The sequence below is a fragment of the Bartonella sp. AU15XJBT genome, from assembly GCF_028618615.1.
In the GTDB taxonomy this organism is placed as follows: domain Bacteria; phylum Pseudomonadota; class Alphaproteobacteria; order Rhizobiales; family Rhizobiaceae; genus Bartonella.
Genome location: NZ_JAQITG010000010.1, coordinates 1 through 14,851, shown reverse-complemented (window position 1 = coordinate 14,851; position 14,851 = coordinate 1). Strand labels below are relative to the sequence as shown.

Genomic DNA, 14,851 nt, shown 5'->3' with positions numbered 1-14,851 from the left:
ATTGCTCATTCGCATATTTGTTTTTAAAAAGATATCTCTCAATATGCCTGCTTCCATCAAAATGATCTTGCAAATAACATAAAATCTTTTGAGCAACGCTATCTTCATATCTCAAAAGTCTACACCACCATACTATTTTGTCCGCCCCTTATGTTGCAATAATTTTTGGTTGTTGAAAGGACATACAAGAGGCATTTTCATTTCTTTTTTTAATCGTTTTATTCTTCTCCTTGTGTTGAGTAAGCAAATGATTTTTATTATTTTAATATAAAAAGAACAAAAGAATTTGATATGAGAAAATCTTACGGTATTCAGATCTCTCACTCGAGTGATAAAATGATAAATTATTATAAATCAATGGGATATATTATAAATCTCTATTTATATTTGAAAATTGAAAACTAAGACATAAAGATATAAAAATAAACTATAGTAAGAAGTATTTTTCTGCTCTATCCATGATGCTTAACAGCCCATGTGTGGAGGAAGAGGGGGGCTTATAATTTTACCATTTCGAATCTATGAGATATTTTTATCGTTAGATTATTTCTTTATCGAGATTTCAAAAAGAAGATCAAAGAGTAACTTTACAATGACGAGGAAAGGGAAAAAACGGAAAATTATTGATAACTGGAAAAAAATAATAATATTTTTTCAAAAGGTGTTGACCAAATGAAAAGTCAACCGTATGTTCCCTTCACTTTCTACAAATTATATAGTCTGCAAACTAGATAGCTTGTGTGAGAGCGCGTAGCTCAGCTGGTAGAGCAACTGACTTTTAATCAGTAGGTCCAGGGTTCGAATCCCTGCGCGCTCACCAACTTTAAATAATATCAATAAACTATACAGAAGTTTGAGAATCTTTGTTATTTTGATTCTTTTTAGTTTTTTTGACTGCCCTAATTCTTTTTGAGATTTTTTGATTGATTCTATAGTCGATCATTTTTTATCAGCTGTTTTTATATAGAGCGTTTTTTCTCCAACCCAAAAGTGCTTTATGTTTATGAAACAATTAAACCTGTGCTGATAGCACGTATAGCTACTCGTTTTCGCAATTCATGGGCTGTGCTTTAATACCCGCTGCATTATATGGAACAAGCTGGTAAAATCGTCATACTTATTCACAGTTTGTGTTTATTCACAGCTTATCTTATAAGATGATTTTATATAATAACATATTGATTTATCTATTTTTTTATTTTCTAACGTTTTTATAAAGTGCATTTATTTCTTATGACAATCATAAAATGGTTAACAATGTGTTAATTTTTTGATAAAAGGGGCGAATTCAAGGGTGGTATATGCGCGAGGGGTATCATTTAAAAACGTGAATTCTCCTATCGCGTACAAAAAGCGTGACGTGGTTTTTACAGTAGTACTTAACAAAAACTAAGTGGACTGAATAGATGCCTTCAAATAGTAAAAAGAAATTTACTTCTATTATTAAACCGACATTTCAATTATTTTCTATGATCGTCATTTCTCTGTCATTGGTGTCTTGTTGCGCAAGCGAAACTATGCATTTTTCAATAAAAGATTCCTATCAGAATAAACCAATTGACGTAAATACTTCTGTTCTCCCGAAACAAATGTCCAATAACAGAAATCAATCAGAAGAAAAAAGGCGTGGACGAGCAGTTGTTGGTAAACCTTACCAAATAAAAGGAAAGTGGTATTACCCTGAAAATGATCCAACGTATAAACGTGTTGGTGAAGCATCATGGTATGGTTCAGACTTTCATGGGCGTTTAACTGCCAACGGTGAAATTTACGACATGAATCTTCTGACTGCTGCTCATCCTACAATGCCTTTACCTAGCTATGCTCGTGTTACTAATTTGAAAAATGGATCTTCACTCATTGTTAGAGTGAATGATCGCGGACCTTTTATGAAAGATCGTATCATTGATTTATCAAAGCAAGCTGCGGCAATACTTGGTTATGTGGATAGGGGAGTCGCAGATGTTAAAGTAGAGTATATTGCTGAAGCGCCCATTGGCTACTATGATGGTGCATATTTAATGGCCTCTTATACTCCTGGAAATTCTGCCTCATATTCATTAGCGTTGGAAAATGTTTCGAAAAAAAGAGAAACTGCTTTGTTCAAGGAGCGCAATACAGGAAACAAAGAAGAATTAGCTAAAGCCTCCTCTGTTTCACAAGAACAGCGCAATAAAACTGTTTCAGTAAAATTGCCAGAAATTGGTCCTATCATGGTTGATAAACCGGTACCATTCGATCAAGTTGCTTCTATAAATAAGCTAAACAAAAGAACAAAGATTAATTGGCTACAACTGTTTTGAGAAAAAATATGTTAATTTTTAATCGATATCATTTTCAAATAAAAAGTGATGAAAAAAGGTCGAGGTTGAGTGTTATCATTAATAATTTAATACGTCTCTCCAATCCATTGCCAGTCTATTTTTGATTTTATGACAGTGTTTGCTGATAAAGCGCGTGTTTTTTTCTGCTATAATGGCTTTTGTCAAATGAGAAAAGCCGGATTGTGTGAGTCTGTTTGTGTAATCTCTGAAACGACTATACAATCTAATTGGGAAAGAATATAAAGTCTAAAAAGCAAAAGATATTTCCTTTTGATTCTGACTTTGCGGCCTTCGAAAGCATAAGGGTAATATCTTATGAGGAGATTATGCATTGTTTTATGCTTTTTTATCGATTTCTTAATAGCATAACACCCTTCACGTAAACTGAACAACCTCAAAAAAAATACACTTTTGTATTGTCTGTTCACATGTGCTCATTTTCCATTTTAAAGAGGTATATCTGGCTCTCAAGCCCATTTTATGACAGCTTTCCTGAATAGTAGAATGTAAAGCCATTAGGCATCATAGTCTTTACACGTATGAAGATATAAACTGACACCATCATACATTTTGCAAAGCTTTTATGTTTTGCAATACCTTGGGACTTGAGAGATTTATAAAAAGTATTTTTATTCTCTCTTTAATAATCTTAATCTTCACCCCTATACTAACCTTGCTTATGAAGAATAAAAAAAAGCGATTTTAATTGCTTTAAAGAGGTGGGATGATGAGAGAATTTTACAGTATTTTGGTCAGCTTAAATTTTAAAAATTAATAATTTATCATAAATAAATCAATGTACTGGAAATAAAAAAGCTAAAAAGTCTTTTTTGTCTTTCATGCTTTAAAATGTTAATATTAGCTCTTGCGTGGAAGATAAAAAATATATCATTTTACTTTTGCTCATGCTGAATGAAAATAAAATCTTTTCTTGAGTTATCAATAATTCCTCAATTTGCGGAAATAAGAGAGTTTTTTCCTATATAGTGATTCTCTATGCTAATCTTTGGATGGGAGGAGTGGCTATGTATACAGTATTAAGGATCTTACTGATCTTATGGGGGATGTTGGTATTTAATACGTGGGGGAGAGCGCAAGATTTTCAAATTTCCGCTTCACAAGTGTTGTTACTAGATGATGATACAGAGACAATACTTTATGAAAAACAAACTGATATTCCTTTTTTTCCTGCTTCATTAGCAAAATTGATGACAGCGGAAGTCATCTTTCATCAATTAAAAGAAGGATTGTTACAGAATTCCCAAAAATTTAAGGTCAGTGAAAATGCTTGGCGCAAGGGTGGGGCACCTTCTGGTACAACCACTATGTTTGCAAAAATAAAGACAGAAATTAGTGTTTCTGATCTTTTGCGTGGTTTAATTATTGTTAATGGAAATGATGCTGCTATTATTCTGGCTGAAGGAATATCAGGAGATGAAGCCCATTTTGCACAGCTGATGAATCAGCGCGCTAAAATAATTGGTTTATCTCAGAGCCATTTTGTTAATGCAACAGGGCTTCCCGAGGAGGGACAATTTGTAACCGTGCACGATATGATTATATTAGCGCGCCATATTGCTCACGAATATCCGGATTATTATGCACTTTATCGTGAGCCTCATTTTACGTGGAATAATATTTTTCAACGGAATAAAAACCCTCTTATTTCTAAGGAAATTGGTGTAGAAGGATTTGGCTTTGGCTACAGCGAAAAAGAAGGATTTTCAATGGTTGCCACCATTTATAAAAATCATCGACGTCTTTTTTTAGCAATCAATGGTTTGCAAGATGGTAAAAAACATACAACGGAAATAGAACGCATTCTTCAATGGGGAATAACGGCTTTTGATCTCAAAACGATTTTCACAAAAGGGGAAACGGTTGGTCGTGCTTCTGTTTATGGTGGGAAGCAAAATTTTGTTCCACTTATTGTTAAAAAACCGATAAGTTTTATGCTTTCCAATGAAAAAGAAGTCAACGTTAAAGCAAGAATTAAATATCATGGTCCATTGAAAGCTCCCATCGTTTCAGGACAACCCGTTGGCGTTATTCAAATTTTAGAAGATAAAAAGGTTCTTTTGGAAAAACCAGTTTTTGCCGAAGTGGATGTTCAGGAAGGAAGTTTCTTTACAAAAGTAAAAGATGCATTCTATGAAATAACAATTGGATGGTTACGGAAATATTTGTAGTTACGCGCTAATAAGGGTTAAGGTTTATACGTGTCAGGTTATTTTATTACATTTGAAGGAGGGGACGGGGTAGGAAAAACAGTGCAGATTTCTTTACTTGCTGAATATCTCTCTCACCAAGGTTATGATGTTATTACAACACGAGAACCAGGAGGAACAGCAGGGGCAGAAGCAATCCGGCATATTTTGTTGTCGGGGCAGGCACAGCAGTATGGACCATTGATTGAAGCGGTTTTGTTTACTGCGGCACGCGCCGACCATATCGCCGAGGTTATCGCGCCTTCTTTGCAAAAAGGTAAAATCGTTTTATGTGACCGCTTTATTGATTCTACACGGGTCTATCAAGGGCTCAATGAGACAGTCAATACTTCTCTTCTTTCTATCTTAGAGTGTATTGCGCTTAATGGTATCATGCCTCATTTAACATTTTTATTAGATATGCCAGCAGCGTGTGGTATAAAGCGTGCAAATTTGCGAAGAAAAAAAACTGAAGAAATCGATCATTTTGAAAAAGACCCGCTGGAAACCCAAGAACAAAGGCGTCAAGCTTTTCTTCAATTGGCTAAACAAGAGTCACAGAGATTTCGAGTCATTGATGCTACTGGCTCAGTGGAAGTCATTGCGCATCAAATAAAAAATATTTGTCATCAGGTATTGTTGGATCAATTTTCATGAGTGATGTAATAAATATTTTACGACAATATGATGATATTGATACAATTTTATCGCCGTCCCAGAATAATGTTATCTTTGGTCATGAAGATGTTCGTCACTTTTTGGCAGAAATGCTTAAAGAAGAGCGTTTGCACCATGCTTTATTATTCGAAGGGGAATATGGAATTGGAAAGGCGACATTAGCGTTTCATCTTGCTTGGAATATTTTAAGTTCTCAAAAGAAAAATTTCCTAAAACCCGATCCTCATTCTACTTCATGGCGCCAAATTACACAAGGAAGTCACCCTGGTCTTTTGTATATTTCACGTCGATTTGATGTAAAAACACAAAAGTTTAAAACAGGAATACTCATTGATGATATCCGTGATATTATGCATTTTTTAAGCCGAACATCGCAAGATAATGGATGGCGTATTGTTATTATTGATTCCGCAGATGATATGAACAGAAATGCAGCAAATGCAATTCTTAAAATACTTGAAGAACCTCCTGCAAAGACGCTCTTTATTATTATCGCACATTCTTCAGGCAAATTGCTTCCAACAATTCATTCACGCTGTCAAAAAATTTCTTTTCGCCCACTGTGTCATGATGAAATGAAAAAAGTCATTACACATATTTTCACCAATCAGGATTTACCTGATGAAAAAACAATTGAAATGATCATTAAAAAATCCAAAGGAAGCCCTCGAAAAGCTGCTTTATTTATTCGCCATGGCGGTCTTGAAATTATTAAAACGATTGATGCCCTTCTAAAACAACCTGTTTGTAACGCAACGATTGTACACACGCTTGCACAAACATTCTCATCTGTTTCTTCCCCCTTCCAATTTCAACAATTTTGTGATGAAATTCTTGATAAAATTCAACAAAAAGCTATCATGTTCGTTGAAAAAGGAAACTTATTTCTCTCAAAAAAATATGCGCAAAAATGGCAAGAGATTCATCAAGAAATAGAGGAAATACAACTGTTTAATCTCGATAAGAAGCAGTTTGTTATTAACTTACTTTTTAGAGTTCATAAGATTATTCATGAGGATTAGTTTTTCCGTGACAATGTGATGAACAGGCGTTATGTCATTGTATCTTTTATTTATAGCGTTTTACAGTGAGTATGACATGCGTGACACATATTACATAACAACTCCTATTTTTTATCCTAATGGTAATCCGCATATTGGACATGCCTATAGTGCCATTGCAAGTGATGTCTTAGCCCGCTTTCAACGATTAAACGGAAAAAAGGTATTTTTTCTTTCTGGTACAGATGAGCATGGTTTAAAGATGCAACAAACCGCAGCAGTATTGGGCATAACACCTCAACAACTTGCAGATCGTAATAGTGCTGTATTTCAAAAAATGCTTGCGGTATTAAATTGTTCTAACGATGATTTCATCCGTACAACAGAAGAGCGCCATTATCAAGCTTGTCAAGAAATTTGGAAAAAGATGGAAGAAAATGGCGATATTTATCTCGGCCGTTATACGGGTTGGTATTCGGTTCGCCAAGAAGCCTATTATGAAGAGAAAGATACGGAAGTTGGACCAGATAATATCCGTCGCGAAAAAGAATTAGGTTCTCCCGTTGAATGGAATGAAGAAGAAAGTTATTTTTTTAGACTTTCTCGTTATGAAAAAGCTCTTCTTGAATATTATGAAAAACATCCTGATTTTATTGCTCCCCTTGAGCGGCGTAATGAAATTATAAGTTTTATCAAATCAGGTTTAAAAGATATTTCTATTTCACGGGCAAGTTTTAATTGGGGGATTGCTGTTCCTGAAAATCCCAAACACGTGATGTATGTTTGGGTTGATGCGCTTACAAATTATCTATCAGCAATTGATTTTTTTAATAAAAATTCAAAAAAATGTGATTTTTGGCCTGCAAATACGCATATTATTGGTAAGGATATTATTCGTTTTCATGCCGTCTATTGGCCGGCATTTTTAATGTCTGCGGGAATTGAATTACCTAAAAATATTTTTGCACATGGTTTTTTACTTAATCGTGGTGCCAAAATGTCAAAATCTGTTGGAAATGTCATTGATCCTTTTGAAATGATTGATCATTACGGTCTTGATCAGGTTCGTTATTTTCTTCTCCGTGAAGTACCCTTTGGACAAGACGGTAGTTATAACCATGAAAGCCTTATGAACCGTATTAATGCCGATCTTGCTAATGACCTTGGTAATTTAGCACAGCGTTCTTTATCTATGATTGCCAAAAATTGTGATGCAAAGGTTCCTAGACCCGCTACATTTTTAGTTCAAGATAAACAGCTTTTAGAACAATCTCTTCAAGTGCTTGAAACTGTACACCAAGCGATGTCTTCTCATAGTATGCATTTAGCTCTTTCAGCTATTTTTTCAACTGTAGCAGATGCCAACCGCTATTTTGCCAACGAACAACCTTGGAGTTTACGGAAAAATGATCCAGAGCGATTTTCTACAGTTCTTTATATAACTGTAGAAATCTTGCGACGAATAGGAATTATGCTTTTGCCTTTCATCCCCCAATCAGCAGCAAAACTTCTTGATAGCCTTGCGGTTGCTGAAGATGATCGGTTGTTATATCATATAAGTCATGCAAAAATTCAAGAAGGACTTGATCTTCCACCGCCAGAACCGATTTTTCCTCGTTATGTCTTGAAGAAAGAAGATTCTCATCATGCTCATTGATACACATTGTCATCTTGATTTTGAAGATTTTTCACAAGATTTGGATAATGTTATCCAACGAGCTTTAGATGCTGACGTTAGACGTATGATAACAATTTCAACCCATGTTCGTAAGTTAGATAAGCTGTTAGCCATAGCACAAAGCTATGATCAAGTCTTTTGTTCCGTTGGAACACACCCCAATCATGCGCATGAAGAACAAAATATTACAGCCAAAGAGCTTATACAGCTCTCAAAGCACCCTAAAATAGTTGCGTTTGGGGAAGGGGGGCTTGATTACCATTATGATTATTCTACACTAGAAGAGCAAAAGAAAGTTTTCCAAGAACATATCATTGCTTCTCGAGAAACACAGATTCCTCTTGTTATACATTCACGCAATGCAGATATTGATATGGAGAAAATCTTACGCGAACAGATAAAGGAAGGGGCTTTTCCCTTTATTCTTCATTGTTATTCCTCTGGAATACAGCTTGCTCGCGCTGGCATTGAACTTGGTGGTTATATTTCTTTTTCAGGTATTCTTACTTTTAAAAACGCATTTGAAATCCGTGAAATAGCAAAAATTGTGCCCCATGAGTGTTTATTGGTGGAAACAGATGCACCATTTTTAGCCCCCACTCCTCATCGAGGAAAAACCAATGAACCATCTTTTGTATGCTATACAGCAGCTGTTTTGGCTGAAACAATTGGCCTAAGCATTGAAGAAACAGCTCAAATAACAACGCGTAATGCTTTTCGTTTATTTAGCAAAATGAAATAAGGCAAAGGGTATGTTTGATCGATACCGATTTACAATATTAGGCTGTGGTCCTTCTCCAGGAGTCCCACGCCCCAATGGTGATTGGGGAGCTTGTGATCCGAATAACCCTAAAAATAAACGCTACAGAAGTTCTTTATTAGTTGAACGCATTAAACCATCAGGAAAAAAAACAACAGTCGTTATTGATACAGGGCCAGACTTTCGCTCACAAATGATCGATGCGCGTGTAAACCATCTTGATGCTGCACTTTATACGCATTCTCATGCAGATCATATCCACGGTATTGATGATTTACGCAGCTATGCACTTGCACAAAAATGTTTAATCGATATCTATGCAGATAAGTTTACATTAAAACATCTCAAAAATGCTTTCGGATATTGTTTTCAAACGCCAAAAGATTCATCTTATTCGCCTATCTTAAAAGAACATCCTATCGATGAAGATAGTCAATTCATCATTCAAGGGCAGGGTGGAGCAATAACTGTCAGTACACATTTACAATGTCACGGTAATATTCATTCTTTAGGTTTTCGTATTGGGAATGTTGCTTATTGTACAGATGTTAGTGAATTTCCTGAAAAAACATTATCTAAATTAATGGATTTGGATATTCTTATCATTGAAGCTCTTCAATTTAAATCTCATCCGAGTCATTTTTCTGTTGATCAAGCATTACAATGGATAGAATATTTAAAGCCAAAACAAGCTATACTCACACATATGGACAGATCGCTAGATTACAATGAGGTTGTCAATTACGTTCCAGCATACGTAAAACCTGCATATCAAGGGCTTATTTTTGAAACAGAGGCATAAGCTTATTGTAACGTAATATTTCAGGTTAAATAAAAATACTTTTTAAAGATTATCCTTTATTTTGTTTTATTTTTGTCGTAATTGGTGCTTTTTATGTCAAGAATGAGGTTTTTTTATGTATAGATATTTTAAGCGGGGAATATGTATTGTGGCTTTAGCTGTTTCCTTAACAGCATGTGGGGGGCGTTTAGAAAAAAATATTTCAACGACAACATTACATGATGGAGCAATGAGTTGCGCCGATATTCAACGGGAATTTTTTGCTAATAAACGTCAGATTAATGATACAATTGCAGAGCGCTCTAAAGCAAGAAACAAAAATGTAGCTTTAGCAGCAGCAGGTGTTGTATTTGTACCTGCTTTGTTTTTTATGGATGTAAAATCAAGCGAAAGTAATGAAATTTCAGCTTTAAATAATCGTAATGCTGTTTTGAGTGATCTTGCGCGTATGAAACGCTGTAAAATAGCACAATAATTTTTCTTATTTATACTCCGTAATTTTATTATAACTATTTGGTCTTTAAGGGGAATATACTTAAAGACCAATTAAGCAGCATACGCTCTTTAAAATTATAGCCAAATTCATTTTCCATTTTCTCCAAATCTTCCGTAAATTTGGGGCGAGAGGATATATATGTTCTAATAGAGAATTTAGGTGTTTCTATTTGGATTAGAGGCTTTATTTTCTGCATCAGATTATCGCATAATATATATTATGTAACTTTTTTGGAAAGGGTATTTTATAGTATCAGCACTTTGAAATATGAGTTGTTTGGCAATTGTAGCGAATATCTTTTTTAATTTTAAAGACTTGATGACTTTAGATTGAAAACCGATCGTGTTTTATTTTAGCTGGAAAGTTTTAATCACACTCGTTTTTTGTTTTTTACTCTTTTAAAAAAAATCATCATAATTTGTAGGATCACAAAAGCTAAAAATAATATTCCATGAAATAATGGTACAAATGGCTGATCAATAAAATTGGAATAATAGATTGTTATTGTTTCAATCAATGCAGCGCTACACCATAAAATAATGCCCCATAGCGAATACATCCAAAGTCCAATCAAGGCAACAGGATAGAGAATGGCCAATATAGCTGATGCAAATTGCCACTGCCAAGGCATAAGGTCAAAGCGCCATAGAACACCTGGAAAAACACCAACAAGGCGTATCCAATAAAAAACACTCAAACTTAAGCAAATAAGCGCCAAAAAACGTAAATAACAGTTATAAATTAAGTCGATTTTTGAAATCCGTTTTTGTGCACTATTTTTCACAATAATAGCTCTTGTTCAATAGGTTGGAAGTAAGAATTGACCATTTCATCTGTTACATTTGAAAGTTTATCTGGCTGCCATTGAGGTGTTTTGTCCTTATCGATTAACATAGCACGTATCCCTTCATGAAAATCATGTGCATTAATCATATGATGTGCAATGCGGTTTTCAATTTTTATACAATCTTCTAAAGTTCGAGGTATATTTTGTTTCATTTGTTTCCAGATAACTTTTAAACTCATCGGAGAACGTGACTGCAAAATATCATAACATTCTTTAGCAAATAAAATACCTTCATTATTTTTTTTATTAAGCAATTCAAGACATTCTTCTAATGTATTAGCACTAAAACAAGTGTTAATGATACAACGTATTTCATGACTTGTTTCATAGTCTTTTGTAATTGCGCACTCCTCTAAAGCTAAAGTAGGATTTCCTTTCTCAATAACAGCTTTTCTAATTATATCGAATTCAATTTCAGGAACAGCATGTGTTGCTAATCCTAAATTTAAACAATCTCCCCATTTGATACGAGCACCAGTTAATGCAAGATAAATGCCAAAATGATTGGGAAGAGATGGTAAGAAAAAACTTGCACCAACATCTGGAAAAAATCCAATCGCAGCTTCCGGCATTGCAAAAACTGTATTTTCTGTAACAATTCGATGTGAACCATAGAGAGAAATGCCTACCCCTCCTCCCATCCAAATACCGTTTAAGAAAGAGATATAAGGCTTTGAAAAACGTTTAATATAAGCATTTAAACTATATTCATCTCTAAAATATTGATAAGCAGAAGCACTTCTCCCCATATGGTAGATTTCTACAACATCTCCACCAGCACAAAAAGCACGTCCCTCCCCTTCAATTAAGACACAAAAAATATCATTATCCGTTTCCCAGGTCTTGAGAGCTTTTTTTAAAGCGGAAACCATCCGCCCATTAAGAGCATTTAATGCTAAAGGACGTGAGAGTTTTATAATACCAGCACGCCCTTCTTTCGTAAAAGAAATATCATTACCCGCTCCAAAATCAATTTGCATCTCACACCCTTCTTAAAAACAACTAATCAACTGTTTTTTTTATATTTTTTGCCCCAAGTTGAGGAAATATTTGCATAATCGCGCCAATACAATATATATAAATTCCTGTTATTGAAATCCCTATTTTGACCCAATATGGAGCCTCTAATTGATAAAAGAAGGCTGCAACACCAAAGAAACACCATAAGAGAAAAATTGGAAAATTAACTCTCCGTAATCGAAGGACTCTTACAGGATGGATGAAATAAATTGGCAAGAAAGATATAATTGCCGATAAAACAATGATGATAAAAGTAATCCACTCCGCTGGTCTTACGACAAAAAGTGTAAAAACCATCATATTCCAAACAACAGGAAATCCTTTAAAAAAGTTTTCTTTGGTTTTCATACCAGTATCGGCATAATAAATAGCGGATGAAATAACAATGATTGCACTCAATGCAAACGATAACCCTACCCCCATAAAACCACTTTGATAGAGGGCAAAAGCAGGAATTAAAACATAAGTTACATAATCAATGATATTATCTAACAGCTCTCCAGACCATGTTGGAAGTACGTATTTAACATCAAGTTTGCGTGCAATTGGTCCATCTATACCATCAACGAGAAGTGCAAGCCCAAGCCAACAGAACATAGCTGTCCATTCTTTTTGAGATGCCGATATAAGAGAAAGAAACGCTAAAAATGATCCCGAAGCTGTTAGTAAATGAACAGAAAAAGCTTTTGCTTGTGGCATTGTTACTTTTTTATGGCGTAATAATTTAGCGTTTGTTTTAATTTTCTTTGTTAGCTTACGTTTCAAGGCTTTCTTATCCTCGTTTTTAAAGTCTTCATCCATCTACCAATACGCCATTTTACCCATGATATGATTTAGCGTAAAAAAATCATAAAAAGGTTACTTTTTTATATCGCATTATTTATTACATAATATAATAGAAGGGCTTCGTACAATAAAAAGAGAGCAATTATTTGGAAATGTTAAAATATTTGCTCGATGAGGAAAGGCTCAAATCGTTGTGATACTTGAAAAGAAAGAATATAAAGCTATTACTGTTATTGGTGCAGGTCCTGTCGGGATGTTAGCCGCGTTGAGGCTTGCGCATGAAGGTTTTTCTGTTTTTCTTGTTGGGCCCCCTGCTCATACAGATGAGTTACGGACAACAGCTCTTATGATGCCTGCAATACGCACGCTTCAAAAACTCAATATTTGGAATAATCTTCAAAAACAGGCTGCAGCTTTATCGTGCATGAGAATTATAGATATAACTTCCAGGATTGTGCATGCTCCTACGGTGCATTTTTCTTCTGCTGAAATTGGTGAAAAAGCTTTTGGCTATAATATACCCAATGTAGAATTAAACAATGCTTTAGTTGATGCTGTTACACATATGCCCAATATTAAAAGATTTGTTTCTGAAGCCAAATCTTTTAATCATACCAAAAGCCATGTATCTATTACTCTTGCTGATGGTAGAAACATTCAAGCGCCACTTGTTATTGCTGCTGATGGACGTCACTCTCTTACGCGTGCGGCTGCGGGGATAAGTATCAAACAGTGGAACTATCCACAAAAAGCACTTGTTCTCAACTTTTCTCATGAGTTTTCTCATCAAAATACATCAACTGAATTTCATACAGAACATGGTCCATTTACACAGGTTCCGCTACCAGGGCGAAGATCCAGTCTTGTGTGGGTTGTTCACCCTTCTCGAGCTGAGGAGTTATTGAATATAGAATCAAAAGCAATTACAAAAATAATCGAAAACCAAATGCAATCAATGCTTGGAACGCTAACCTTAGAAACATCAATTCAAGCATGGCCGCTTTCAGGGCTTCTCTCTCATCATTTTGCTGCAAATCGAACGATTTTGGTGGGGGAAGCTGCTCATGTTTTCCCCCCTATTGGAGCACAGGGATTAAATTTAGGATTCCGTGATGTTCAAACTTTGATTGATATTCTACCCAATCAAATATCCGATTCTAACTCTGAAATGATTGTTACACGATATAACCAATACCGCAAACCAGATATATTAATCCGAAGTGGAGCTGTTCATACCCTCAACTCTGCTTTGCTTTCTCATATGTTACCTGTTCATATCATGCGCAGTATTGGGCTTGCTCTATTACATCATTGCTCGCCATTACGTAATTTATTTATGCGCGAAGGAATGTATCCTGGTTATGGATTCAAGGAAATGATGCAAATATTCCCAACAAAATCGCCTAAACAAACTCTATTGGGAAATAATGGATAATAACGCAAAATAAATACTAATTTTGTATCTAACTTACTCATGCAAACTAAAAAAGTACATAATGTATAAACAACCAAAGAAATAGTTATTTCTAATAATACATTTTACTAGTACATTTATTGAGTAATAAATGCTATATTCTATCATACGTTTTCTAATGTAAATATTTAAGATTTTTTTAAATTTGAACATATAGAATAATAAAAGATAATTATTTCATTTTATTGATTTGCGCGCTTGTTTTAAAGCAACATCTAGCACTTAAATCTATTTCGCAATAGCGCTTCGTTAATGCTATAAACAAAAAGCTATTAAACCTATCATTTTTATACTTATGAAAGTGCAAATCTGTACACTTCATAGCTTTTTACTCATACACCAGCCCCTTTTTGACATACAAACAAATGATTTTAATTAATTCAGAATAAACAGATTTCAAATGAGAGCAATCATACAATATTCGAAACGCTTATTTAACATACAAAATAATGAGTTATCGTTATAAATCTATGGTTATCAATGAGCAATATAATCGCTCTATGGTTTAATATTGCGCTTTGAAGCATATCTCTTACTGATATGATAAAATTTTTGATTTTCATATTGTTATCAAGCATTTAAAATTCTGTACTGTTTTTTTTACACCATTTTTGTTCTTTCTAAAAAAACAAATTATATTAAAATGACGAAGCATATTTCTTTTAATGTGTATAATAATATATATAAAACTAATATTTATATATCTCATATTTTCTGAAAAAATTACTCTATATATTTAGCATATTGATATGAAGTAAGAGAAAAAATAAATATATTT

At 34.3% G+C, this 14,851-nt stretch carries 12 protein-coding genes and 1 tRNA gene; 10 read left to right on the top strand and 3 right to left on the bottom strand.

The genetic code is table 11. The features are described from left to right. Positions 1–744: 744 nt before the first annotated feature. The 9 genes from PVV57_RS05805 to PVV57_RS05765 all read left to right on the top strand — a co-directional run bounded on the left by PVV57_RS05805 (position 745) and on the right by PVV57_RS05765 (position 9,925). Positions 745–820: transfer RNA gene (locus tag PVV57_RS05805), tRNA-Lys, on the top strand. Positions 821–1,406: 586 nt separating this feature from the next. After that, positions 1,407–2,303 (top strand): septal ring lytic transglycosylase RlpA family protein, encoded by an 897-nt coding sequence (locus tag PVV57_RS05800; protein WP_273718397.1) that lies wholly within the window; start codon positions 1,407–1,409, stop codon positions 2,301–2,303. 1,046 nt (positions 2,304–3,349) lie between these two features. Then, positions 3,350–4,513 carry a D-alanyl-D-alanine carboxypeptidase family protein gene (locus tag PVV57_RS05795; RefSeq protein WP_273718396.1) on the top strand — a complete coding sequence of 388 codons (1,164 nt, stop codon included), beginning with the start codon at positions 3,350–3,352 and terminating at the stop codon, positions 4,511–4,513. 30 nt (positions 4,514–4,543) lie between these two features. Further along, complete coding sequence (gene tmk, locus PVV57_RS05790; RefSeq protein ID WP_273718394.1) at positions 4,544–5,188, top strand: dTMP kinase; 645 nt, start codon at positions 4,544–4,546, stop codon at positions 5,186–5,188. Next, on the top strand, positions 5,185–6,231 hold the full coding sequence (locus PVV57_RS05785; RefSeq protein ID WP_273718392.1) for a DNA polymerase III subunit delta': 1,047 nt from the start codon (positions 5,185–5,187) through the stop codon (positions 6,229–6,231). Before tmk ends, PVV57_RS05785 begins: the two co-directional genes overlap by 4 nt. A 76-nt stretch (positions 6,232–6,307) precedes the next feature. Continuing rightward, on the top strand, positions 6,308–7,867 hold the full coding sequence (gene metG / locus PVV57_RS05780; RefSeq protein ID WP_273718390.1) for a methionine--tRNA ligase: 1,560 nt from the start codon (positions 6,308–6,310) through the stop codon (positions 7,865–7,867). After that, complete coding sequence (locus PVV57_RS05775; RefSeq protein WP_273783632.1) at positions 7,857–8,630, top strand: TatD family hydrolase; 774 nt, start codon at positions 7,857–7,859, stop codon at positions 8,628–8,630. Before metG ends, PVV57_RS05775 begins: the two co-directional genes overlap by 11 nt. A gap of 10 nt (positions 8,631–8,640) precedes the next feature. Next, on the top strand, positions 8,641–9,450 hold the full coding sequence (locus PVV57_RS05770) for an MBL fold metallo-hydrolase (protein WP_273718386.1): 810 nt from the start codon (positions 8,641–8,643) through the stop codon (positions 9,448–9,450). A 115-nt stretch (positions 9,451–9,565) separates the two neighbouring features. Then, a complete protein-coding gene (locus PVV57_RS05765) occupies positions 9,566–9,925 on the top strand; it encodes a hypothetical protein (RefSeq protein ID WP_273718385.1) in 360 nt (119 codons plus the stop codon). A 391-nt stretch (positions 9,926–10,316) separates the two neighbouring features. Here PVV57_RS05765 and PVV57_RS05760 read toward each other — a convergent pair whose 3' ends face one another. Genes PVV57_RS05760 through pcsA form a run of 3 tightly spaced genes read right to left on the bottom strand, consistent with a single transcriptional unit; the run spans position 10,317 to position 12,614 of the window. Beyond that, the gene (locus tag PVV57_RS05760) at positions 10,317–10,730 is read right to left on the bottom strand and encodes a DUF6163 family protein (RefSeq protein WP_273718383.1); all 414 of its coding nucleotides are present in this window, start codon (positions 10,728–10,730) and stop codon (positions 10,317–10,319) included. Then, complete coding sequence (locus tag PVV57_RS05755) at positions 10,727–11,773, bottom strand: enoyl-CoA hydratase/isomerase family protein (protein ID WP_273718381.1); 1,047 nt, start codon at positions 11,771–11,773, stop codon at positions 10,727–10,729. The genes PVV57_RS05760 and PVV57_RS05755 overlap by 4 nt, the downstream gene beginning before the upstream one ends. 22 nt (positions 11,774–11,795) lie before the next feature. Beyond that, entirely contained in the window at positions 11,796–12,614 is an 819-nt protein-coding gene (gene pcsA / locus PVV57_RS05750) for a phosphatidylcholine synthase (RefSeq protein ID WP_273718379.1), read from the bottom strand. Between the two features lie 178 nt (positions 12,615–12,792). Here pcsA and PVV57_RS05745 point away from each other — a divergent pair, with 178 nt between their 5' ends. Continuing rightward, positions 12,793–14,034: a UbiH/UbiF family hydroxylase gene (locus PVV57_RS05745; RefSeq protein ID WP_273718376.1), complete on the top strand. Its 1,242-nt coding sequence runs from the start codon at positions 12,793–12,795 to the stop codon at positions 14,032–14,034. Positions 14,035–14,851 lie beyond the last annotated feature (817 nt).

Bases quoted from the DNA above. Each gene is read 5' to 3' on its own strand.
- metG (WP_273718390.1), top strand. From the start codon at position 6,308: ATGCGTGACACATATTACATAACAACTCCTATTTTTTATCCTAATGGT.
- PVV57_RS05765 (WP_273718385.1), top strand. From the start codon at position 9,566: ATGTATAGATATTTTAAGCGGGGAATATGTATTGTGGCTTTAGCTGTT.
- PVV57_RS05785 (WP_273718392.1), top strand. From the start codon at position 5,185: ATGAGTGATGTAATAAATATTTTACGACAATATGATGATATTGATACA.
- PVV57_RS05770 (WP_273718386.1), top strand. From the start codon at position 8,641: ATGTTTGATCGATACCGATTTACAATATTAGGCTGTGGTCCTTCTCCA.
- PVV57_RS05800 (WP_273718397.1), top strand. From the start codon at position 1,407: ATGCCTTCAAATAGTAAAAAGAAATTTACTTCTATTATTAAACCGACA.
- PVV57_RS05795 (WP_273718396.1), top strand. From the start codon at position 3,350: ATGTATACAGTATTAAGGATCTTACTGATCTTATGGGGGATGTTGGTA.
- PVV57_RS05755 (WP_273718381.1), bottom strand. From the start codon at position 11,773: ATGCAAATTGATTTTGGAGCGGGTAATGATATTTCTTTTACGAAAGAA.
- PVV57_RS05775 (WP_273783632.1), top strand. From the start codon at position 7,857: ATGCTCATTGATACACATTGTCATCTTGATTTTGAAGATTTTTCACAA.
- pcsA (WP_273718379.1), bottom strand. From the start codon at position 12,614: ATGGATGAAGACTTTAAAAACGAGGATAAGAAAGCCTTGAAACGTAAG.